Genomic DNA, 22,613 nt, shown 5'->3' with positions numbered 1-22,613 from the left:
CACGAGCCGGGCGCTCAGCGGTCCTTCGGCGGCAGGCGGCGCGGGAACGGAAGATACTCGACGCCACCGGTCCGGCGCACGGGCTGAGGATAGAGCGTCATCAGCGTCAGCACGTCCTCGGGCATCTCCGTCTTGACCGGCAGACCCAGTTCCTGCGCTTCCGCGGCGGGGATCGGGTAGTCGTGCGTCCAGATGCCCGAAGCGAGCTTTTCGGCCATTTCCGTGGCCTTCGGGCCATCCATGTGGCGTGCCAGAAGGGCGGTCGCGGCCTTCTGGACCTGCGCCAGCGCCTTTTCCCCGACATCCGCGAGGATAAGGGTCTGGTCGTCGATCTCGGCGATCGGCTTCTCCGCCACGGCCTTCAGGATCGAGGCGGCGGGGAACTGCCCCACCTGCGGGTCGATCGGGCCGAGCACCGAGTGATCGCACATCGCGATCTCGTCCGCCGCGAGAGCGATCAGCGTGCCGCCGGACATGGCATGATGCGGGACGAAGACCGTGACCTTGCCCCTGTGCGCCTCGACCGCCCGCGCGATCTGCAGCGCGGCGAGGACGAGGCCGCCCGGCGTGTGCAGGACAATGTCGAGAGGCATGTCCTTGTCGGTCATCCGGATCGCGCGCAGGACCTCCTCGCTGTCGTGGATGTCGATGTAGCGCATCAGCGGGATGCCGAGGATCGACATCGTCTCCTGCCGGTGGACGAGGAGGATGACCCGGCTGCCGCGTGTCTTCTGGATTCGGTCGATCATCGAAAGCCGCCGCATGTCCAGGATCTTGCGCGCGAACAGCGGCTGCAGGGCGGAGAGGATGATGAACAGCCAGAAGTACTGGGTGATGTCCATTCAGCGCCCCTTCCAGACCGGGTCCCGCTTCTCGGCGAAGGCGCGGGCACCCTCGATCTGGTCCTCGGAGCCATAGAGGATGTCGACCGTACGGAGCTTGCGCTGGGTGACGCGGTTGAGGGCGTCCTGGAACTTGGAATCCTCCGCGTCGCGGACGATTTCCTTGATCGCGGCGTAGACGAGGGGCGGGCCGCTTTCGATGAGCCGCGCCAGTTCCCAGGCGCGGTCCATGAGCCGCGCGGCCGGAACGACCTCGTTCACGAGGCCCCAGCGGTGCGCCTCCTCGGCGTCGAACCAGCGGCCGGTCAGCAAAAGCTCCATCGCGATGTGGTAGGGAATGCGCTTCGGCAGCTTGATAGAGGCGGCGTCGGCCACCGTGCCGGAGCGGATCTCCGGAAGCGCGAAGGTCGCGTGGTCCGCGGCGAGGATGATGTCGCCGGAGATGGCAAGCTCCAGTCCGCCGCCGCAGGCGATGCCGTTCACCGCCATGATCACCGGCTTGTTCATGTCGCGCAATTCCTGAAGGCCACCGAACCCGCCCTGCCCGTAGTCACCGTCGACGGCGTCGCCGGCGGCCGCTGCCTTCAGGTCCCAGCCGGGGCAGAAGAACTTTTCGCCCGCTGCGGTGACGATCGCGACGCGCGCCTTCGGGTCATCGCGGAACTTGGCGAAGATGTCCCCCATGAACCGCGACGTCGCGAGGTCGATGGCATTGGCCTTGGGCCGGTTGAGGGTGATGCACCAGATGCCGCCTTCGTGCTGCGTGTGGACCGGAGCTTCGATCATTCCGCCTCCCGTATGAGTGCGTCCGCCGCGACCGCCCTGTCGGGCAGGCAGAGGAGCGGGTTTACCTCAACTTCCTCCACGCGGTCGGCGTTGTCCACCACGTAGGATTGGATAGCCAGAACGGCGTCGCGGATCGCCGCGCGGTCAGCGATCTGGCCGCCGCGCCAGCCGTCGAGAAGGCGCGCGACGCGCAGACGCGAAAGCGCGGCGTCTATTTCCGAGGGGCCGACGGGCAGAAGGAGCGATGTGCTGTCCGCCAGCAGTTCGGTCAGGGTGCCGCCCGCGGCAAGCGTCAGGACGAAGCCGTGGGCCGGGTCCTTGACGACGCCGATCAGGAGTTCGGCAACGGTCCCGGTGACCATCTCCTCGACAAGAAAGCCCGTCGCGGCCATGGCGCGCGCGGCTTCGGCAACGGCCTCGGGCGTCGAGAGGTTGAGCCGCACCGCCCCGGCCTCGGACTTGTGCGCGAAGCCCTCGCCTTTCAGAACGACCGGAAAACCGATCCGTATGGCGGCTTCCGCGGCGGCTTCGGGCGAACCGGCCCGCTCGGACCGGGGAACGGGAAGCCGCTGCGCGGCGAGCCGCGTCTTGGCCTCGGCCTCGGGCACCAGGCGGGCGGACGCCGTTGGCGAGGGAACCAGAAGGGGCAGGGATGCGGCGAAGGCCTGGCCGAGGCGGGAAGCAACCTCGGCGGCGGCGATCGCGTCGGAAAGCCCGTTCAACGGAACGACGCCCCCCGCGGCCAGCCGCGCGGCGACCTCCTCGGGCATCAGTTCCGGCAGCGTCGCGACCATCGCGACATTGCCACCCGTCCGCGCCTTCGCGGCGAGCGCGGCCTCGATCGTGCAGTTCCAGTCGGCCGGATCGCAGCGGTCGGCGCGCGGGAAGTCCACGATCAGCATGGTGAGTGCCAGGGACGGGTCCATCATCGCGGCCCAGGCATCTGTCATCCGTTCCGTGTCGCGCCAGATGTAGGTGTGGTAGTCCAGCGGGTTCGCCAGCGCCACCATGGGGCCGAGCGCGGCGCGGAGGCCGTTTCGCTGCGCCTCGTTCAGCGGAGGGAAGGTGACGCCGCGACCGTGCGCCGTGTCAGCGGCGAGAGACGCCTCCCCGCCCGAACAGGAAATCGAAGCGATGCGGTTGGAGGCGAGCGGACCGGTGAAATTCAGCAGCTTCAGCGTTTCCAGGAATTCCGGAAGGCTGCCGACGCGGGCGAATCCCAGCCTGTCGATCAGCGCCTGTGCGCCCGCGTCACCCCCGGCAAGCGACGCCGTGTGGGAAACGGTCGCGGCGCGCGCCTGCTCGCTGCGGCCGACTTTCAGGATGACGACGGGCTTGCCCAGATCGCGCGCCCGTGCCGAAAGCGCTTCCCACGCGTGCAGGTCCGAGAAACCTTCGACGTGAAGCCCGAGCGCGGTGACGCGGGGATCCTCGATCAGCCCCGCCCCGATCTGGGCCAGGCCGGTCTGCGCCTGGTTGCCGGCGGTGACGGCGTAGGCGATCGGCAGCCCCCGGCGCTGCATCGTGAGGTTGATCGCGATGTTGGAGGATTGGGTGGCGATGGCCACGCCTCGTTCCGTGCGCGCAAGCCCGTGCTGGTCCGGCCACAGAAGCGCGCCGTCGAGCGCGTTGATGAAGCCGTAGCAGTTGGGCCCGAGGATCGGCATGTGGCCAGCCGCGTCGAGGAGTTGGCGTTGCAGGTCGCGGCCAGCCGCGTCCTCCGCTTCGGCTTCCGCGAAGCCGGACGCGAAACAGGTCGCGCCGCCTGCCCCCCTGTCCCTGAGCTGGGACAGCACGTCGAGCGTCGCGTGCCGGTTGACGCCGATGAAACTCGCGTCCGGCCCCTCCGGCAGGTCGGCGACCGAGCGGAATGCCGGAACTCCCCCGACCTCCGCCGCAGTCGGGTGGACAGGCCAGACCTCGCCCGAGAACCCCATCTTCCGGCACTGGTCTACGATCGCCTTTCCCCATGCTCCGCCGCCGACCACGGCAATGGAGCGGGGGCGGAACAGGCGGGAAAGGTCGCGCGTCACGGCATGGCCTCGATACGGGGGAGCATGAAGTTCCTAGGCTCCGAGCGGCCGCAGGAGGTCGCGGCTGATGATGTGGCGCTGGATCTCCGACGTACCGTCCCAGATCCGTTCGACGCGCGCGTCGCGCCAGAAGCGTTCCAGCGGCAGGTCGTCCATCAGACCCATCCCTCCGTGGATCTGGATCGCCGCGTCCGTCACGCGGGCGAGCATTTCCGAGGCGTAGAGCTTGGCCGAGGCGATCTCGCGGTTGGAGGGTAGGCCCTTGTCCAGCCGGTCGGCGGCGGCGAGCGTCAGAAGGTCCGCCGCGTCGATCTCGGTGATCATGTCGGCCAGCTGGAAGCCTATTCCCTGGAACTTGCCGATCTTCTGGCCGAACTGCTCGCGTTCAGCGGCATAAGCGATCGCGTGGTCGAAGACGCGCCGCGCGCGGCCGACACAGAAAGCCGCCACGGTGAGGCGGGTGGCATAGAGCCAGGTGTTCATCACCTCGAAACCGCCATCGACCTCGCCCAGCACCTGCGCGTCCGAAAGGCGGCAGTCGTCGAAGTCGAGGATCATGTTCTTGTAGCCTCGGTGCGAAACCGAGCGATACCCCTCGCGGATCGTGAAGCCCGGCGTGCCCCGGTCGACAAGGAAGGTCGTGATACGTTTCTTCGGGCCCTTCGGCGTGTGGTCCTCGCCCGTCGCCACGAAGACGATGACGAAGTCGGCGTGCTCGGCGCCGGAGATGAAATGCTTCTGCCCGTTCACGACCCAGTCGCCACCCTGGCGGCGCGCCGTCGTCTTCATGCCCCGGATGTCTGACCCGGCGCCGGGCTCGGTCATTGCGAGGGCATCCATCCTTTCGCCGCGGACGGCCGGAAGGAGGTAGCGATCGCGCTGCTCTCCCTTGCAGGCCATCAGGATGTTCTGCGGCCGCCCGAAGAAATGGGTCAGAGCCATCGAGCCGCGACCAAGTTCCCGTTCGACCAGCGCGAATTCGAGATGCGTCAGCCCGGCGCCTCCTACTTCCTCCGGGAAGTTGCAGGCGTAGAAGCCGAGTTCGATCGTCTTGCGCTTGATCCTTTCGGCAAGTTCCGGAGACACGGTCCCGGAGCGTTCCACCTCGTCCTCGTGGGGATAGATCTCGCGCTCGACGAAGCTTCGCACGGTCGCGGCGATCATCTCCTGTTCATCGGTCAGGCCGTATTGCATCTGGGCACCTCCGCAGGCGAGCCTAGGCGGCCTGAAACGATCCTGCCTAGCCTGTTTGCGACATGCCGCACCGGCCGTATCGCGCCTTGCGCGTCACAAGGGGCGGTGCCAGACTCCGGCATGGAAAACGCGCCTTTCCGTCCTGGTCAGATACCGACCGGCCGCGCCCAGCGCGGGAACCGGCGCGCGAGAAGGACCGGAAGACCCGAATGAACGCGACCGACCAGACGCTGCCCCTGCTCACTCCGCCGACGGCCGAGCCGCAGCAGTTCTACGACTTCAACGCCGCAGTCGCGCGGCTGGAGGAGCTTTACGCGGAGGCGACGCGCTTCCTGCACGAGAAGTTCGTGGAAACGCTGACGAAAGGGCGCCCGCCGGCGAGGGTCAGGGCCTACTACCCCGAAATCCGTCTGACGACAACGAGCCACGCCAAGGCCGACAGCCGCCTGAGCTTCGGCCATGTCGCGAGCCCGGGAACCTACGCGACGACGGTGACGCGGCCGGACCTGTTCCGGAACTACCTGCGCCAGCAGATTCGTCTCCTGGTGCTCAATCACGGAGTGCCGGTGACGATCGGGCCTTCGTCCACGCCGATCCCCATTCACTTCGCGGTCGCGTCCAATCCGGCCGTCACCGTCCCGCAGGAGGGCGTTCTGGACTTTCCGCTCCGCGACGTCTTCGACGTGCCGGACCTGTCCACCACGAACGACGACATCGTGAACGGATTCGGTTTCACCAACGCCGACGGGTCGGGCCCTCTCGCCCCCTTTACCGCTCAGAGGGTCGACTATTCACTCGCTCGGCTGTCGCACTACACGGCGACGGCGGCCGAGCATTTCCAGAACTACGTCCTGTTCACGAACTACCAGTTCTATGTAGACGAGTTCGACGCCTTCGCGCGCCGCGCGCTTGCGGACCCGTCGAGCGGTTACGAATCCTACGTGGGACCGGGGAACGTTGAGATCACGGACCCCGGTGGCGAGATGCCCGTGCTGCCGAAGCTTCCGCAGATGCCGGCCTACCACCTGAAGCGCCACAAGGGCGCGGGCGTGACGCTGGTCAATATCGGCGTCGGCCCGTCCAACGCGAAGACGGCGACGGACCATATCGCCGTGCTGCGTCCTCACGCCTGGATGATGGTGGGCCACTGCGCGGGCCTCAGGCACAGCCAGTCGCTGGGCGATTTCGTCCTGGCGCATGCCTACCTGCGCGAGGACCACGTGCTGGACGACGACCTGCCTGTCTGGGTGCCGATCCCGGCGCTCGCTGAGATCCAGATCGCGCTTCAGGAGGCGGTCGCGGAAGTTACGAAACTCCAGGGCTACGAGTTGAAGCGGATCATGCGGACCGGGACGGTCGCCACGATCGACAACCGGAACTGGGAGTTGCGCGACCAGTCGGGACCCGTCCAGCGGCTGAGCCAGTCGCGGGCCATCGCTCTCGACATGGAAAGCGCGACGATCGCGGCGAACGGCTTTCGTTTCCGCGTACCCTACGGGACGCTTCTCTGCGTTTCCGACAAGCCGCTGCATGGCGAACTGAAGCTCCCGGGCATGGCGACGGAGTTCTACAAGACCCAGGTGGGCCGTCACCTGGAGATCGGCATCCGCGCGATGGAGCGCCTGCGGGAAATGCCATTGGAGCGAATCCACAGCCGGAAGCTCCGGAGTTTCGAGGAAACGGCGTTCCTCTGAGCCATGAAAAAAAGGCCGACTTGGACGAAAAGGCTTGCCAGAGCCCACGAAACGTAGTGTAGGACCACCACATGCCGTTAAATTTCGAGCATAACCCCTAAAAATTGGGGACACAGTGAGGAGAAGCGCAATATGTCGAAACCGATGACCAAGACCCAGCTCGTCGCCGCTCTGGCTGAAGAGATGGGCTCGGACAAGAAGACCGCCTCGGCGGCCCTCGACGCGATTGCTTCGGTGGTGACCAAGGAAGTGGCGGCCGGCGGTGCTGTCACGCTGCCGGGCATCGGCAAGGTCCTCTGCCGCGCGCGTCCCGAGCGTCAGGTCCGCAACCCGGCCACCGGCGAAACCATGACCAAGCCCGCCGACAAGGTGGTCAAGGTCACGATCGCGAAGGCGCTGAAGGACAGCGTGAACGCCTGATCGCACGATCGGACGGATAGTCTGGAACGGGCCGCCTTCGCGCGGCCCGTTTTCGTTTCGGGAGCGCGCCCGCCTGCTCTGGTCAAGTTCGCGGGCGGCTGTTACGAGCGGAGCGAGAGGCGTCGGGCGGGAAATCTCATGGACATTCGTGCGATCTTGATGGGCCTCGCCTTCGCGTTGATGTGGTCCTCTGCCTTCACCTCGGCACGGATGATCGTGGCGGATGCGCCCCCGCTGTCGGCGCTGGCCCTGAGGTTCGTCATCTCTGGCGCGCTGGGCGTCGGGATCGCGCTTGCGCTTGGGCAGACCTGGCGGCTGACGCGGGCTCAGTGGCGCTCGGTGGTCATCTTCGGGGTCAGCCAGAACGCGCTCTACCTCGGTCTCAACTTCGTGGCCATGCGCGTGGTCGAAGCCTCGCTGGCCGCGATCATCGCCTCGACCATGCCGCTCATGGTCGCCGGAATCGGCTGGGCGGTCTTCGGCGACAGGGTGCGACCCCTCGGGCTCGCGGGGCTCGTCGCCGGGGTCGCGGGCGTAGTCCTGATCATGGGGACACGGCTTTCCGGTGGCGTTGACCTTCCGGGTCTCGCCTATTGCTTCATCGCGGCGCTGGCGCTGGCGGTCGCGACCCTCACCGTGCGGGGGGCATCTTCCGGCGGGAACGTCATGATGATCGTGGGGCTCCAGATGTTCGTGGGCGCGGCCGTCCTCGCCGTCGTGGCGCTTTTGTTCGAGACCGGGACCGTCAACTTCACGCCCCGGCTTGCGCTTGCCTTCACCTATACCACGCTGGTGCCGGGGCTCCTTGCGACGGTCGTCTGGTTCCTGCTCGTCAACCGGATCGGTGCGGTGAAGGCCGCGACCTTCCACTTCCTCAACCCTTTCTTCGGCGTCGCGGTCGCTGCGACCTTGCTGAACGAAAAGCTCGGGCCGTGGGACCTGATCGGGGTTGCGGTGATCGCGGCGGGCATCCTCGCCGTGCAGCTGTCGAAACAAGCCGTCGCGGCGAAGTGAAGCCGCGTCAGGCTCTTGTCATGTGACAACAGCCTGAAGCTGCGGCAGCTTGACGCGTATGGAATTCATCCTCGGATATGGCGCGGGCATCCTGACGCTCATCAACCCCTGCATCCTGCCGGTCCTGCCGATCGTGCTGGCCGCGTCGTTGCAGGCGGGCCGATGGGGGCCGGTAACGATGGCGGCGGGGATGAGCCTCGCCTTCGTCGGCCTCGGGCTGACGGTCGCCTCGGCCGGCCGAAGCCTCGGCCTGTCGGAAGACGGCGTGATCCGGGCGGCGGCCGTGATGATGCTGGGCTTCGGCCTTGTGCTCCTCGTTCCGCGTTTCGGCGCACGCTTCGCGCTCGCCGCCGAAGGCTTCGCGATGCGTGCGGATGCCGGAGCGGGGCGGCTGGACATGACGGGACTTCCCGGCCAGTTCCTGGGAGGCGCGCTTCTGGGCGGTGTGTGGAGCCCATGCATCGGCCCCACGCTCGGCGGCGCGATCGGTCTTGCGGCGCAGGGCGGGAGCCTTGTCGAGGCCGGCGCGATCATGTTGGCCTTCGCGCTGGGCGTTTCGACGGTCATTGTTGCCGTGGCCTACGGCGCTCGCGGCCTTCTCCAGAAGCGGCGAGCGCTGATGACGGCCATCGCGCAAAAGGCCCGCCCGATCCTGGGCCTGGCCTTCGTCGGGGTGGCTGTGATGATCCTGACCGGCCTCAACCACGTGATCGAAGCCTGGGCGATCGAACATCTGCCGATCTGGCTTCAGAACTTTTCCGTATCCATCTGACCATCCGGAGACAGACATGAACCGCCGTGATTTTCTCGCTCTCACCGCAGCCGTCACGCTCGCCGCGCCGCTTGCCGCGAGGGCCGAACCCATCGCCTACGAACCGGGACTGCTGGAAGAGCGGCTGGCGGCGGGCGAGACGGTCTTCCTCGATTTCAAGGCGACCTGGTGCTCGACCTGCAAGGCGCAGGAACGGGTGATGGACGCACTGAAGGCGGAAAACCCGGACTACGAGCGTCTGATCACGTTCATCGTGGTGGATTGGGATACCTGGAAGGACGACATCATCACTGCGGAGATGAACATCCCGCGCCGTTCCACGCTCGTCGTCCTGAAGGGCGACGAGGAACTCGGCCGCATCGTCGCAGGAACCGGCCGTGACGAGATCAAGGCCCTCATGGACACGGCGCTCGCGGCCGCGGCGCCAAGCTGAGCGCCGAATCCCGGGAAGCATGGCCGGAATCGGGGGGATAAGGGTTTGCCGCTCAGCCTACTTGGGGTCATACTGAGCAGGTTGTGAGAAGGTTCGCGCCCGCGACTTGGGGCCGCGCGCCAGATTGTGTTTGGGTGATCATGAGCCGGTTTTCGTTTCGTAACCTCCCCCTCGAGTATGCGTCGCGCGGCAAACGTGATCCCCGTACGGGGTTCCCGTTCTTTCAGGACAATCTCGGTGACGACTTTCCGATAGAGCTCCTGGCATTCGTGCCGTTCACCGCTGCGCCCCTGGAGGTCGCGCTGTCGATCCTGTTCCTGCATTTCTCGTTCTGGTCGGTCTACGAGATTGGCTACTACGAGAATGACCTGGTGGCGTCGAAGTTCGAGGTGGACGCAAATGTCCCGGTCGGGTTCAAGGATTTCGAGAACGGGTATTCGGCTTCGATCGCCTGGGCCTGGGCGATCGCGCTTGGCGCGGCCGGCGTGGCTTTCGCCTGGCTCAGCGGCATATCGCACCTTCAGGTCTTCGGCGGCGGGTCGGGTGGCGCCGGCGTCTTCGCCGGGCTTCTGGCGATCTGGGTCGCGCTGCTCGTGGCGATGCGCCTGGTGTTCCGTCTCTACAACCACATCGACAAGATGACGCGGGTCTTCGTCTACCTGCCGCTGCAGATCGCCAAATACGCCGGCCCGGCCCTGATCTTTCCGCTGTCGCCCGCCGGCGCGGCGCTGGTCTTCGCGCAGATCATGCGCCGCTGGCTGCCCTACATCGTCTATCGCTACACCCGGAAGGAATCCCAGACCTTTCCGGCGCGGATCGTGCGGCTGCTGGTTTTCGCGTCACTGTGGTTGGTATTGCTGCCGTCGGAGGCGGACCGCGCCTTCGTCATTCACGGTGCCGTGATATTCGCCTGGCTTGCCCTGCGTGGCCTCCGGCAGATGCGGGATGTGCTTGACAATGTAGCCCACGTTGCCTCGGATGGCTGGAAAAGTCAGTGAGGCAAGGATATAGAGACACCCTTCGGGCATCGGCCCTGCAAGTTGATTGGATGTTGAAATGGTATTCTCCGGTGATCCAGAGAGAGTGAGTACAAACGGAATGAACCCGCTCCGGGCCAGGTTCCGGGCACTGGTGGCGGGTCTGGTCGTGGCGGCCGTATCCACGGTGGGAACGATCCGCGAAGCGGCGGCCGAGTTCCTGATCGGCCCCGGAGACGAGATCAAGCTCTCGATCATGGGACTGGCGGCTTCCGACGTGGAAACGGTGGTGGGCCTCGACGGCACGCTCGACCTCGTCTGGCTTGGCCGCGTGCATGCCGCGGACCGGACGCTCGACGAGGTCCTCCAGGACGTGCGCGAAATGGCGCGCGGCCGGATCATCAAGAGATACAACCAGGACGGCGAACTGGGCCTGATCCAGCTTACCGACGACGACGTCTTTCTCGAAATTCTCGAATACCGGCCCGTCGTCGTCTCGGGCGATGTCGCCGATCCGGGCGAGGTCGTTTTCCGGCCGGGCCTGACGGCGCGCCGGGCTATGGCGCTTGCCGGCGGTGCCCGCAGCAGCCTTCTGTCGGACGTCCAGATGACGGACCCGGTGCAGATCGTCCGCTGGCAGAACGAATATGCGCGCGTGGCCCTGGATCATGCGGTATCGCTCGTCCGCCTCTGGCGCATTGGCGCGGAGCTTGACGACAATCCAGAAGCACCGCCGCCCTCGCAGGAACAGGTCGCGATTTCCGCCGACGTCCTGGGCGACCTCATTCGCGAACAGACCCGCATCATGGAAGTGAAGCGGCAGAACGAAGAAGGGGACCGGGCCTTCCTGGCGGAGGGGCTGGAGAAAGCCCAGGCTCGGCTTGCGATTCTTCAGCAGCAGCGTGAAAAGCAGCTGGAACTCCTTGCCTCGGACGAGGAGGAGGAAGAGCGGACGCGTGACCTTCTTGAAAAGGGTCTTGCGCCGGCCACGCGCCTTGCCGACATCCGCCGCACCACGGTGCTTTCCGGGACGCGACTCCTGGAGATCGAGCAACTGCTGGCCGACGCGGAGCTTGATGTCACGCGACTGCAGCGCGAGCTGAACGAATACGAGGAGGACCGCCTTGCCGCGCTTCTCACCGACCGCGAGACAACCTATAGCGAAGTCCTCGATACCCGGCTCCAGATGGACCTATACGCGCAGAACCTCTCGGGAACCGCAGGCGGTCTGGGCGAGCTTGGCATGGCGTCCGATCTGCACGTGTCGGTGCTGGCCTTGCGTCGCAGCAAGGGCGAGGACTCCCGGGTGGAGCTTGACCTCGACAGCGAGCTTCAACCCGGCGACACGCTCATCGTCAAGCTGGAACAGCCCAGGGGACATTCGGCCGGGCTCAATTGACCCCGGTCTTGTGAGCCTTGGCCTTCTCGATGACTTCGCAGGCGAAGCCACAGGCGAACAGCCATTCCAGGACGTTGCCCCTCATGTCGAACTCCGCGCAGAGGACGGCGCTGCTGCTTTCGAAGATCTGGGCGTAGCGCGGCCACTGGTCCTGGCTGGCGGGATGGATCGCGCGCGCGAGTTTCTGTTTCTCGAAGTCGCGCATCTCGCCGGCGGCGACCCCGAGAGAGACCTGCCCGGGCACCATGCAGAAGCCTTCGAGGTCCACGACCAGCGGGTCTCCGAAGTCGCGCTTGCCGAGCCCCTGCACGAAGGACGTGTTGGAAGGATTGCAGCCTAGTCCGAACCACATGCCCTCGATGACGATGTCCCTGATCCGCGCCGCGTTTCCGCCGGTCGCGAGATAGTCGAGCCCCACTTCCCCCGCGCGCCAGTTCGAACCGGGACCGAACCGGAACCAGCCCGCCCCCCATCCATACTTGCTCGTGTTGTGCAGGCCGTAGTCCTGGCCGATCCGCTGTTCCCAGGACAGCTTGCCCGCAACCCAGCCGGCAATCTTGTCCGCGATCTCGTCGTCGACGGAGCGACCTTCCTTGCGGGCGAGTACGTAGTCGTAGCAGGCGTAGGAGTAGTGGCCCGGACCGGTGTCGAAATTGCCCTCCGGGGACCTGGGCAGGAACGGGTTATGCATGTCGAATGCCTGCCGCGCATCGGGGTTTCCGGTCGCGCGATAGAGTGCGGCAGCGGCACGAAGGCGGGAGCGGCCCACGTTTTTCGCGGATGTCTCGCTATCGTTGGCGCTGCCTGAGGCGTATTGGGCTTCGGCCCAGGTCCAGGCTTCCTCCGCCTCGGCGAGCAATGCCGCGCCAAGCACTTCGTCACCGCAGACCGTCGCGATGACGTGCCCAAGCTTCGCGGCGCCTTCCACGAACCTGTAGGCCGCCCATTCCTCCGGGGCGTAGGCATAGGTGCGCTGCAGCGGGTTCCAGGACACGGAACCGGCGATCCCGTCGAGGGAGTATTCGACCCCGCCGATGATCCCGCCATCCGGCATCTGCGTCCGCCGCCACAGGGAAACCCCCCAGAGCGCCTCGTGGATCAGGTCCGGAAGAACGGTCTCGCCATCGCCAAGGTCGTCCGCGTTCTTGCGTGCCTGCACGGCGGGATCGGCGAAGGTCTTCCCGCTTTCGGGGATGTTCATGTGGAGGTTCCGGGCGGAATCGAACATCTCCACCATGGTCGCCATCTGGTAGACGGCGTCCATGTGCTGAACGCGGCGGTCCCAGTCGCCGGCGTCATGCCATCCGCCCCAGGCGTCGGGGCTGGCCGCGTCCCTGGGCTGCCGCGCGAGATAGACGGGCGAGTAGGGCTCCCACATGAAGCCTTCGGAAGTGCGCCCCAGCTGGACGCCGGTCTGCCAGATCGCCAGCCCGTCCTCGGGGTGACCATTGCGCGGACGCACCCTGCCTTCGCCATGCTCCGCGTCGATCGCGCAGCCGGACCGCTGATGGAAATACCAGCGGGCGGCGAGCCGGAACACTTCGGCATAGGGATTCTCGTCGACCTGAAATGGCACCGAGCTGCCGAAGCCGTCGACCACGACCCGGAAGGTGCCGGCATGATCGAGAAGGGAGAAATCCGCCTCGTAGATATCGCAGCCGTTGAAATTGAGGTCTTCGAGGTGCGGTTCGTCCACGGGCTTCGAGAGGCGAAGCAGACCCAGCATGACCGTCTCGCCGGTATCATCGTCCACGAGACGCCAGGTGGTGTTGTCCGACAGGAAGCGATCGGTGCTTCCGTGATTTCCATTCCGGTCCACGCCAAGCCAGAGACCCACATAGGCCTTTTTCGGCCCAAGGAGCGAATAGCCGGCATGGCAGACGTGCACCGCTTCGGACGGAAGCGGGCGCGACTCCGTCGCGACCGGAACCTCCAGGCCGGGCGCGCGGATCTCTATCCGGGCACCCGGCGGAACCGGCCTGGCCAGAATGAGGGACAGAAGGTGCCTGCTGTCGTGGACGAGGTTCTCGGGCTCGGTGCGCGCCGTTCGGATGGGTACGGTCTTGCGGAATACGGCTTCCACCGCGACCGCCGAGCCGTCGACGAGGACCTCCCAGGTATCCGGGATGTCCGCCGGCAAGGCCCCCGTCCAGCTGGCCTCCCTTGGGTCAACGACATGGGGAACCTGGCCTGTCAGCATCGGCCACGGGAAGAAAAGCTGCGGCGTCGTCGTGTTGTTCCGGCCGGAGAAGTTGCCGGCAACACCGCCGAAGCGGCCCTTGCCGCCGAAACGGTCGTCGGGATTGGGTGACCAATCGAGCGCGGCATCCTTCGGCACTTCGACAGGGGCTGGAATGTCCAGGAAATGCTCTTCCAGAAGCAGTTGGAGACATCTGTCGCCGGAACGTCCAACCGTAAGGGTGAGGCTCGGCGCGGACGCCCCCTCGCATATGGGGGCCGCAAATGCACGTTCCGGGAAGGCTCCGCTCGCTGCAATGGGCCAGGCGGCGGTCGCCATAAGCCGTGCGATGAAAGCTCTCCGGGTCGGATGTCCGCTACCGGCTGTCACTTGATACTCCAGTTCCCCTTCCAGTCCGTTTCCGGACGTCGGCTGCCGATGGGCTTGTCGGCCACCTCTTGGCGACAGGTTAAGAATCCGTGCTCCAGAGTCAAACGCTGTCACTCCTCCCAACGCCGCTGCGCGCCGGGCAGGCGGCCGACGACGATCCGAAGGCCCTGGTGGCCGGCGATGTAAAGCACGACCAGGGCCGTGATCCCCCCGACCGTCAGCAGCAGAAGGGCGGTGGCGATGGAGTCCATGTTGTCGGCGAGGATCGCGAACGGAGCATACACGAGCGTTGCCAGCCCCATGGTCCGGACCTCGTCGGCGGGCAGCGAAATGGGTCGGATGAGGTTCCCAAGGTAGGCATAGGTCACAAGGCCCAGAACCGCGGTCAAGAGCGCCGCCCAGGACGCCCCGATCGGGCCGAGAATCCAGACGAGGCCGAACGAGGCGGCCGCATGGACCGCGATGAGGCCGCCCATGATATAGAGCTGGAGGTCGGTCTTGCGGGCCAGCGTGAAGGCGTAGTCGTAGTAGCACCCCTGCACGCCGCTGAGAAAGGCGGCCAGGGCGAGAAGTGGCAGGTGTTTCGACACTTCCCACTGGAATACGCCCTCGAAAACCACCTTCGTGACCGTGTCGTTGGCGAAGATCATCGTTGCGGCCACCGGAACGGACACGAGCATTAGAAGCGAAAAGTGGCGCGCGAGTTCGCGGTTGGATTCCTCGAGGCCGTGTTCCTCGAAGGACTGGAATATCGTCGCGGCGGAGGCGACGGACAGCATGCTCATCGGCATGCCGATCGCCCTCATGGAGAGCGTCAGCGCTGCGGCGAAGATGCCGACGGTGTCGAGGCCCGACAGACCAGCCAGCGAGGACTGGGACAGAAGCGCGTAAAGCATCGTGCCCGAGGAGACGACCGCGAGCGGCGCGCCGAAGGTGAAGAAGTTCCTGAGCGCGACGCGGTTCGGGGGAGCGATCCCCGAGAACCGGTAGACGATCCAGAGCGCGTAGATGCCAGTGACGGCCGACCCCGCCGCCATGCCCATGAGCGCGCTTGCGTAACCTCCGCCCATGTGGACGAACGCCATCACGAGGGCGACGCCGAGCGCCGGCCGCAGGAGCGCCATGATGGCGAAGGTCGGGCCCGCACCATAGACGCGAAGCCCGACGAGGCCGATTTCATGGACCGCGTGCGACAGGCAGAAGATCGCTCCCAGCACCACGACGAAGCGGAACGATTCCGGAAGCAGGAGATACCCGAGGATCGCGATTGGCACGAGCGCGAGGCTCAACCGGAGACCGGTTCCGAGCGCGATTGCCACCGCCTTTCCATCGAACTCGGGAGCCGAGTGGAAACGCGTCATCGCGGCGGCGAGCCAGGCGAAGATCCCCGAAAAGCCCACGGTGCCGTAGACCATGATGATGTTGTATCGGCCGTAATCCGTCGGGCCGAGAATGCGCGTCAGGACGATGAGCACGACCAGTGTCATCGCCGCGGCCAGGATGCGCGGAAGGAAGAACCACGCCATCAGGAGCCGGCCTGGGCAATGGCAGGCTCGACCGACTCGGGCCTCCGCATGGTGAGGCTGACCGGCCGTCGCAAGCTGCGCTTGGCCGCGTTGCCTATCACGGCAAGCTTGGTCGACAGCGCCACGAAGACCATCCACGTCAGGCTTTCACGCGAAAGGACGCTGCTTTCGGTGACATTCAGAAGGAGGAAACCGACGATGATCACGTGGGCGACGATGATCAGGTGCCGCGTCTCCCGGATGCGGAAGCCGTTGAATATCGCGGAGAAGGTCCGCAGCAGGTGACCGACGAAGAGGGCAAGGCCGATGACGCCCGTGTTCAGGAGCGTCTCGATCAGTCCGTTGTGGGAATACCAGGGGATGTAGCCGATGGTCGGGCTGCGGGAAAGATCGATGACGCTTTGCGACGTCGGCACCCAGAAGGCGCTGTAACCGTGGCCGAGCCAGAGACGGTCGACGACGTGCGGCCAGGTGATCGCCCACAGCGGCAGGCGCCCGGACAGGGTCGGCTCCCGTCCGATCAGGTCGAAGACCGGATCGACCGCCCTGCTGGCGAACAGGACATAGGCTCCGCCGACCACCATCGAAACGATCACAAGATGGCTCATGGCCCAGACCGTGGCCCAGCGGCGATGCGCCAGCCCGATGAAAAGCGCACCCACGGAGAGGAGGGCGAGGATCTGGGAGGTGCGAGACTGGGAGGCCAGGAGCAGCGTCGCCGAGCCGATCGCGACAAGCAGGAACATCGTCCTGGCTCGCCCCGTGGTCACCATGAATGCTGCGCTCGAGTAGATGAGCATGAACATGCTGGCCCCGCCGAGCCCGTTCTTGTGATTGAAGACGCCGCGCCAGGCGTTGTCCCAGGGCGGAATGCCACGCGCTTCGGGGATCGCGGCAATCGCACCGAAACTCGCCACGACGACGTAAAGCGCCAGAATGCCGAGCGCGATGAACAACGTCCGGAGTGAGACCTTGCCGCCGAGGGTCATCGCTGCGAACGTCGTGATGACAAGGGAATAGAGCTTGTCCAGGGTCACCTCGGGATATGCGCTCCACAACAGGGAAATCATCGCCAGCCCGATGAAAGCCGTGAGTTCGGGCGCGGAAACGAGGCCACGGACAAGGGACGGCAGGTTGCGCACGATCCAGACGACCAGCAGGCCGAGCATCGCCATCCGCCCGCCGGCGGTGACCGGGCCGGGACCGACGACGATGTTGAAGAAGTCGCTGCCGATCAGGAAGATCACCGCCATGACGTAGGCCAGTCCCGCGATCTCGTGGGTGACCGCCCTGCGCATCGTGGAAAGCGATAGGTACCGTTCCGTCATCACTTGCTACCAAGGCTCCTGATAAAGCGGAGGGCCAGGCTCGGCCGGGCGATACTGTCCGGATACAGCAGAATGCCGCCGAATGCGATCACGAGTGCGCGCAGCCTGCTTCCGAACTGGAATTCGCTGCGCACGCCCGACCAGAAGATGTCGATCTGGCGCTTGCGAAGGATCCGGTCCAGCTCGCGCCCGTAGCGGCTCCTGAGCGACCTGTTGGCGGAGATCTTCATCAGGCAGGGCACATTTCGGGCAAGCACCGACCCCCGCGCGCGGTAGTTCGCGCCGCTCGCCCTCTGACGGTAGGACAGGACCGGGGCACCCGGAATCAGCGCGAAGTCGCCCCGTTCCGCCAGCCGGCACCAGAATTCCCAATCCTCGCCATAGGCAAGATCGGTGTCGTAGCCGCCGCTGGCTTCGATCGTTTCCCGACGGATCGCGAGCGCGCCGCCGTTCACGACGAAGTTCTTCTGCAGCAGTTTCGTAAGATGGTCGTCCGTACCCGCAAGCGCGACGTTGTCGTTGCCGGGAAGGGGCGATCCGTCCTCCGCGATCCGTGCGACGACGCCCAGCGCCGCCGGCGCATCGGAGGCATCGAGCGCCGCGCGGAACCGCGCGAGGCTGTCGGGCAGAAGCAGGTCGTCGGCGTCGAGGAACAGAACAACGGGGGCGGTGGAGTGCGACAGCCCGAGGTTGCGCGCGGCGCTGACGCCGCGGCTGGGGCCGGCAATCGTCCCGAAGCGCGGATCGCGGTCCCCGTGCTCGCGTGCGATCGCGGCCGTCGCGTCGGTCGAGCCGTCGTCGACCACGACCACCTCGAAATCGCGGTCGGTTTGCGCATCGAGGCTGTCGAGCGTCTCGCCCAGGTAGGCTTCTGCATTCCTGGCCGGGATGATGACCGCAAAGCGGGGGCTGGAGACCGGGCCGTTCATCTCAGGCCACCGGGTTTCTGTCCTTGGCCACGATGGCCGGGCTGTATTCCTGGAAATGCCGATTGGCGAATGCCGCGAGCATCCCCGCGCCGCGCCAGATCTCCATCATTCCGCGGATGCGCTTTGGCTCTGAGAAGAGGCCGAAGGCCGCGAACAGCAGAACGCCGCGTCCGCCGGCGCCGAAGCCCTTGAGGAAGCGCATGAAACGGCCCCTGCGACGCAGGAGGGCGACGCGGCCCAGCGTGTTGCCCATCCGGAAGGACCGGCGCAGGACCCAGCGCAGGTTCATGCGTGCGGCGGGAACCTCGTCATAGGCGACCGCCTCGGCCGCCGCGCGGATGACGCCGCCCGCATTCCGGATGCGGCCATAGAATTCCTCGTCCTCGCCGCCCGTCTGGTTGAAGCGGGGGTCGAAGCGCAGGTCGTGGTGCCGCAGGAAGGCCGCATCCACGAGCGAATTTCCGGTGGCGGCGAAGTTGAGGCGCTCGCCTTGCTCGAAAGGGCCGATGTCGAAGATACGAAGCGCCCGCATCCAGGGGGGCGGCTCGACCTCGTAGCGAGGAACCATCGGACCCTGAACGGCCGTGGCCCCGGTGTTGAGCTTGGTGCGGATCAGCGCCTCCAGCCATCCCGGCACCACGGTCTCGTCGTCGTCGACGAAGACGATGAAGTCGGTGTCGGGCGGCGCTTCGGCAAGCGCGCGGTTGCGGGCGGCCACGATGCCCCGGGTGGGCTCCATCACGTATGTTGCTGGCCACCGCGAGAGGGCCGCGACGTCGCCAAGTTCGCGCGAGGCGGGGTTTTCGGGATCGTTGTCCACGATCACCAGCGACACCTCGGGCCGCATCGTCCTGAATTCCAGCGCATTGAGACTTTGCAGCAGGGCGCGAAGCCCGGCCGGGCGCCTGAATGTCGCGATGCAAATGGTCGCGCGCGGTATCGCCTGATCGGTTTCCACGGTCATGGCCAGCCGTCCCTCTGCACCTAGCTGTCGGCGCCTTCGCCGTCCGGCTTCTTCCGTTTTCGGAAATGGCCGAGCACATCCTCCCGGAACACGACCGCCAGCGAATGCGGAATCGTCAGGAGGTAACGCTTGAGGAGGTATGTGGGACCGGTCGCCATGCGGTGCAACCATTCGAGGCCCGCCTTCTGCATCCAGCGCGGCGCCCGCTTGTAGTCTCCGGTGATGAAGTTGAAACAGCCCCCGCAGGTGACGATCCAGCCGCAACGCATCCTGTCGCGGGTCCGCATCGTGAAGATCTGCTCCTTGGGCTTCCCGAGGCCGACCCAGACGATGTCGGCGCCGCTTGCGTTGATATCGGCGATGACCGCGTCTTCCTCGGACTCCGAGAAGAAGCCGTTCCTGCGTCCACAGATGTCGAGGCCAGGATAGAGGCGGACGAGTTCCTCGGCGCAGCGGCGGCTCACGTCCTCGGTGGCGCCGAGAAGATAGAATCGCAAGCCGTTCTCCTCGGCGGCTTTCGCGCAGGCATGGATGAGGTCCGTGGTCGCCGTTCGCTCGGGAATTGGGCGTCCGGGCAGGATTCTGGACAGCCACACGATAAATTGACCGTCGGCATGAATCACGTCGGCGGCCGCAAGTGCGCGCGCGTAGTCCGAATCGGTTTCCTTCATCGAGATCGCCTGGCCGTTGATATCGACGACAGTTCGCGCCTTTGGCAGCTCTCCGCTGCGGAAGCGGAAACAGTCGTCGATCATCATCAGGACTAGATCGTTCTCGGAAACGGAAGCGACCGGAATCCCCGCAACTTGCACATTCTCAAAGATTTTCTTGCTATGATCGAGCATAGTCCCACGGTAACGAAAAACTTGGCAACTGAGGGCAACGCTAGCAGAGAAGGGTCCCGAGCGCCAACCGCTTAGACGCGCTTCCGGTCAGGAAGCCGCGCGGAAGCCGGAAGAGGCGCCAAACCGTGAGGGCAGGATCGATCGCCCCTGTGTGCCTTGTTGCGCTGCAGACCCCATGCGATACAGTCGGCACAGGTATTTTTGAAGAGTTAGGTACATAGTGATGAACAAGGAGAACGAGCGGTTTCTCGAAAAGGAATTGCTCTCCCAGAATCTCGGTGCGGACGCGGGCGAAGCGGAGCTGCACCTGGTCAGGGATTTGTCACTGGCGCTCAAGCGCGGGATCTTCTGGATAATTCTGGCGGCCATGTTGGGTGGCATCGGCGGATTGCTCCTGTCGAGCATGATGGAGAGGAAGTACACCTCCATCGCCCAGGTCATGATCGACACCCGCGCGCCTGTCGCGACCGATTTCGCGCCGGTCGTGTCCGGACTTCCGACCTCGACCACGACGCTCGAAAGCGAGCTCGAAGTTCTCCGGTCACTGGACCTGATCGAACACATCGTGGACCGGTTCGACCTGTCGAACGATCCGGAGTTCTTCAGCGCGAATTCGGAGCCGACGGACGAGGACCTCAGCGAAGAGCAGCAGGCTCTCGTTCGCCGGGAAATGACCATCGAGGCTGTCGCCAAGAAGCGGAGCATCGAACAGATCGGCACGATTTCGGCCGTCTACGCGATCAGTTTCACCACGAACGATCCGAAGAAATCAGCGGATCTCGCGAACGCGCTGGCGCAGGAATACCTGAAGACGACGACGGCGGCCAAGCTCCGCTCTCTCGAGCTTTCGCAGGGGTGGCTCACCGAGCGGACCAGCGAGATGCAGGAAAGCCTCAGCGACCTCTCGGTGAAGCTGGAACGTCACATTCTCGCCGCGCCATTTTCGCCCGAGGAAGTCAATACTATCAAGGCGAAAAGCCTGACGGTCGAACGTCGCCTGCGGGACCGGAACGAGGCCCTGCCGGTGATGGAGACGAAACTGGGCCGCGCGCAGGTTCTGCGTTCGATCGACAGGTTCGATCTCGCGGCAAGAGAGATTGCCGTGCCGGGGTCGGCGCTTGCGCTCGCGCTTCAGGCCTACGAAGTGGGCAGCGCCGATGCCGCATCGCGTCTCGAATCCGCCCTGGATGATACGATCAATTCCATGCAGGCGGATCGGATCAAGATCCGTCAGGAGATCATCGCTCTCGAAGACGAACTGGAATCCATGCGGGAAATCCTCACGGAGCAGGCCCGCCACGACGCGGAGACGAGCAGGATCGAGAACGACATCACGGTGGCCGAGGCGATCTACCAGGATTTCGTCTCGCAACTGAGCCGCCGCACACAGCAGGAACGGTATCTCGATGCCGACGCGCGCGTGATCTCCGCTGCCCGCCCCGCTCTGGACCCGTCGGAACCGAAACGGAAAGTCATGGCGATCCAGAGTGCGGTCCTTGTGATGATCGCAGCGGTGCTCGTACTGGTCCTGCGCGAGTTGCGTCAGAACCACCTGCGGACGGTCAGGGAATACGAGGAGGCGACCGGGCTTCCGCTGATCGGCGTGATACCTCAGGCCGAGGAGGTCGAGATTCCGACATCCGCCCTGACCACCGGGCCGAATGCCTTCTCTCCGCGCATGATGAGGTTCGCGAGGAAACTGGCGGCGAGCGTCGATGCGCATCCCCAGATGCCTTCCACGCAGCATCGTGCGGATACGAAGCGCAAGTCGGCCAAGCGCGCCACGGTCATCGCCGGCGTCGCGGCCAATCCGGGAGAGGGCCTTACGCTGTCCATGCAGATGCTCGCGGCCGCCTATGCCGAAGCGGGCGAAAACGTCCTCCTCGTCGACCTCGACTTCTGGAACTCGCCCTACAGCACGGGTTCGTCCAGAGCGAAGTCGGATGCCACCGGGCTTCTCGACCCGACAGCAAGGGCGGGTTCGATCGTGAAGACGGGCTGGGATACGCTCAGTGTCCTGCCGGCCACGAATTGTGCCGACAACGAAGGCGCTCCGATCACCGCGGAGGCCTTCGAGGGAGCGCTGAGCGAGCTGTCCAAGACCTTCGACCTGATCCTGGTGGATACCGCGCCGCTGATGCATCGCATCGACGCCGCATCGCTCTGCCGGGTCGCGGACTTGTCCCTCCTGTTCGTCCGGTGGGACACCACGACCCGCGAGGCGGTGACGAGCACTCTGAAGCTTCTTTCGGACGTCGGCGTAACGCCATCGGCGGTCATCGCCACGAGGGTCGATACGGCGCGGATCAGCGGGTTCGGGGAACGCGCGCTCTACTTCCCGGCCGCGGCGAAGAGCGCGGCGGATTGATCCGGACGCTCAGTCGCCGGAAAAGCGGCGCCCGAATGCCTCTGTGCCTTCGGCGCGCCGTTCTCCGATGATCTTTCCGGCGTGATCACCATGGATTTCTCTCCTAAGGCGGATTCCCCGGACCAGTTCGGGGGAAACTCACACGGTCGTCGATTCGGACCTCTTGGCGCAGTCCCAGAGCGAAACGCCGGGCTCGGTGGATACGTGTCGAAACAGGGAAAGCGCACGAAAGTACGCCAGTGTTCGAATCGCGAGAGGATCGTCAACCTGGGCGGAGCGGCGGCGTCAGCGACCTTGTCCTTCCTGCAGGGTTGAAACCGCGACGACGGGCGGCGAACGAGCGGGACGACGGAGGTTCGCCGAGCCACGCGCGGGACTTCGTTCGGAGAGCACGTGACTTCGAAGCCAGAAACCTCCGCTCGCGCGACAGAACAGGTGCCTGGTTGTCCGGCCCGCAGCCCGGAGGATGGGGCCGTCAATACCTTGGTCCGACGAACGACTAACCTTTCCACCACGGAGA

At 65.4% G+C, this 22,613-nt stretch carries 18 protein-coding genes; 8 read left to right on the top strand and 10 right to left on the bottom strand.

The window, feature by feature from the left end:
• Nucleotides 1–14: 14 nt before the first annotated feature.
• Genes ABCN56_RS08145 through ABCN56_RS08130 form a run of 4 tightly spaced genes read right to left on the bottom strand, consistent with a single transcriptional unit; the run spans nt 15 to nt 4,855 of the window.
• The gene (locus ABCN56_RS08145) at nt 15–842 is read right to left on the bottom strand and encodes an SDH family Clp fold serine proteinase (RefSeq protein ID WP_343080310.1); all 828 of its coding nucleotides are present in this window, start codon (nt 840–842) and stop codon (nt 15–17) included.
• Nucleotides 843–1,628 (bottom strand): carnitinyl-CoA dehydratase, encoded by a 786-nt coding sequence (locus tag ABCN56_RS08140; protein WP_343080309.1) that lies wholly within the window; start codon nt 1,626–1,628, stop codon nt 843–845.
• Nucleotides 1,625–3,661, bottom strand: a complete 2,037-nt coding sequence (locus ABCN56_RS08135) for an acetate--CoA ligase family protein (protein ID WP_343080308.1) — start codon at nt 3,659–3,661, stop codon at nt 1,625–1,627. The genes ABCN56_RS08140 and ABCN56_RS08135 overlap by 4 nt, the downstream gene beginning before the upstream one ends.
• A 33-nt stretch (nt 3,662–3,694) precedes the next feature.
• Nucleotides 3,695–4,855, bottom strand: a complete 1,161-nt coding sequence (locus ABCN56_RS08130; protein WP_343080307.1) for an acyl-CoA dehydrogenase family protein — start codon at nt 4,853–4,855, stop codon at nt 3,695–3,697.
• Between the two features lie 209 nt (nt 4,856–5,064).
• Here ABCN56_RS08130 and ABCN56_RS08125 point away from each other — a divergent pair, with 209 nt between their 5' ends.
• The 7 genes from ABCN56_RS08125 (at nt 5,065) to ABCN56_RS08095 (ending at nt 11,564) form a co-directional block, all read left to right on the top strand.
• Nucleotides 5,065–6,549: an AMP nucleosidase gene (locus tag ABCN56_RS08125; protein ID WP_343080306.1), complete on the top strand. Its 1,485-nt coding sequence runs from the start codon at nt 5,065–5,067 to the stop codon at nt 6,547–6,549.
• Nucleotides 6,550–6,681: 132 nt separating this feature from the next.
• A complete protein-coding gene (locus tag ABCN56_RS08120; RefSeq protein ID WP_343080305.1) occupies nt 6,682–6,969 on the top strand; it encodes an HU family DNA-binding protein in 288 nt (95 codons plus the stop codon).
• A gap of 138 nt (nt 6,970–7,107) precedes the next feature.
• Nucleotides 7,108–7,983 (top strand): DMT family transporter, encoded by an 876-nt coding sequence (locus ABCN56_RS08115; protein WP_343080304.1) that lies wholly within the window; start codon nt 7,108–7,110, stop codon nt 7,981–7,983.
• Between the two features lie 58 nt (nt 7,984–8,041).
• Nucleotides 8,042–8,755 (top strand): cytochrome c biogenesis CcdA family protein, encoded by a 714-nt coding sequence (locus ABCN56_RS08110; RefSeq protein ID WP_343080303.1) that lies wholly within the window; start codon nt 8,042–8,044, stop codon nt 8,753–8,755.
• Nucleotides 8,756–8,771: 16 nt separating this feature from the next.
• The gene (locus tag ABCN56_RS08105) at nt 8,772–9,188 is read left to right on the top strand and encodes a thioredoxin family protein (RefSeq protein ID WP_343080302.1); all 417 of its coding nucleotides are present in this window, start codon (nt 8,772–8,774) and stop codon (nt 9,186–9,188) included.
• 269 nt (nt 9,189–9,457) lie between these two features.
• Complete coding sequence (locus ABCN56_RS08100) at nt 9,458–10,186, top strand: hypothetical protein (RefSeq protein WP_343080301.1); 729 nt, start codon at nt 9,458–9,460, stop codon at nt 10,184–10,186.
• Nucleotides 10,187–10,286: 100 nt separating this feature from the next.
• Nucleotides 10,287–11,564 (top strand): polysaccharide biosynthesis/export family protein, encoded by a 1,278-nt coding sequence (locus tag ABCN56_RS08095; protein WP_343080300.1) that lies wholly within the window; start codon nt 10,287–10,289, stop codon nt 11,562–11,564.
• Here ABCN56_RS08095 and ABCN56_RS08090 read toward each other — a convergent pair.
• The 6 genes from ABCN56_RS08090 to ABCN56_RS08065 all read right to left on the bottom strand — a co-directional run bounded on the left by ABCN56_RS08090 (nt 11,557) and on the right by ABCN56_RS08065 (nt 19,638).
• Nucleotides 11,557–13,902 carry a glycoside hydrolase family 9 protein gene (locus ABCN56_RS08090; RefSeq protein WP_343080299.1) on the bottom strand — a complete coding sequence of 782 codons (2,346 nt, stop codon included), beginning with the start codon at nt 13,900–13,902 and terminating at the stop codon, nt 11,557–11,559. The two genes, ABCN56_RS08095 and ABCN56_RS08090, sit on opposite strands and share 8 nt — an antisense overlap.
• Before the next feature lie 341 nt (nt 13,903–14,243).
• Nucleotides 14,244–15,659, bottom strand: coding sequence for a lipopolysaccharide biosynthesis protein (locus ABCN56_RS08085; RefSeq protein ID WP_343080298.1), 1,416 nt, complete (start codon nt 15,657–15,659; stop codon nt 14,244–14,246).
• Complete coding sequence (locus ABCN56_RS08080) at nt 15,659–16,987, bottom strand: O-antigen ligase family protein (RefSeq protein ID WP_343080297.1); 1,329 nt, start codon at nt 16,985–16,987, stop codon at nt 15,659–15,661. Before ABCN56_RS08080 ends, ABCN56_RS08085 begins: the two co-directional genes overlap by 1 nt.
• Nucleotides 16,987–17,916 carry a glycosyltransferase family 2 protein gene (locus ABCN56_RS08075; protein WP_343080296.1) on the bottom strand — a complete coding sequence of 310 codons (930 nt, stop codon included), beginning with the start codon at nt 17,914–17,916 and terminating at the stop codon, nt 16,987–16,989. Before ABCN56_RS08075 ends, ABCN56_RS08080 begins: the two co-directional genes overlap by 1 nt.
• A gap of 1 nt (nt 17,917) precedes the next feature.
• The gene (locus ABCN56_RS08070) at nt 17,918–18,880 is read right to left on the bottom strand and encodes a glycosyltransferase family 2 protein (protein ID WP_343080295.1); all 963 of its coding nucleotides are present in this window, start codon (nt 18,878–18,880) and stop codon (nt 17,918–17,920) included.
• A 20-nt stretch (nt 18,881–18,900) separates the two neighbouring features.
• Entirely contained in the window at nt 18,901–19,638 is a 738-nt protein-coding gene (locus ABCN56_RS08065) for a WecB/TagA/CpsF family glycosyltransferase (RefSeq protein WP_343080294.1), read from the bottom strand.
• A gap of 310 nt (nt 19,639–19,948) precedes the next feature.
• On the opposite strand from ABCN56_RS08065, the gene ABCN56_RS08060 reads away from it, so the two are divergent.
• Entirely contained in the window at nt 19,949–22,093 is a 2,145-nt protein-coding gene (locus tag ABCN56_RS08060) for a GumC family protein (protein ID WP_343080293.1), read from the top strand.
• Nucleotides 22,094–22,613 lie beyond the last annotated feature (520 nt).

The sequence above is a fragment of the Ostreiculturibacter nitratireducens genome, from assembly GCF_032670585.1.
In the GTDB taxonomy this organism is placed as follows: Bacteria; Pseudomonadota; Alphaproteobacteria; order Rhodobacterales; family Rhodobacteraceae; genus Ostreiculturibacter; species Ostreiculturibacter nitratireducens.
Note: the sequence above shows the minus strand (reverse complement) of the source record. Positions and strands in the feature narration are given on the sequence as shown.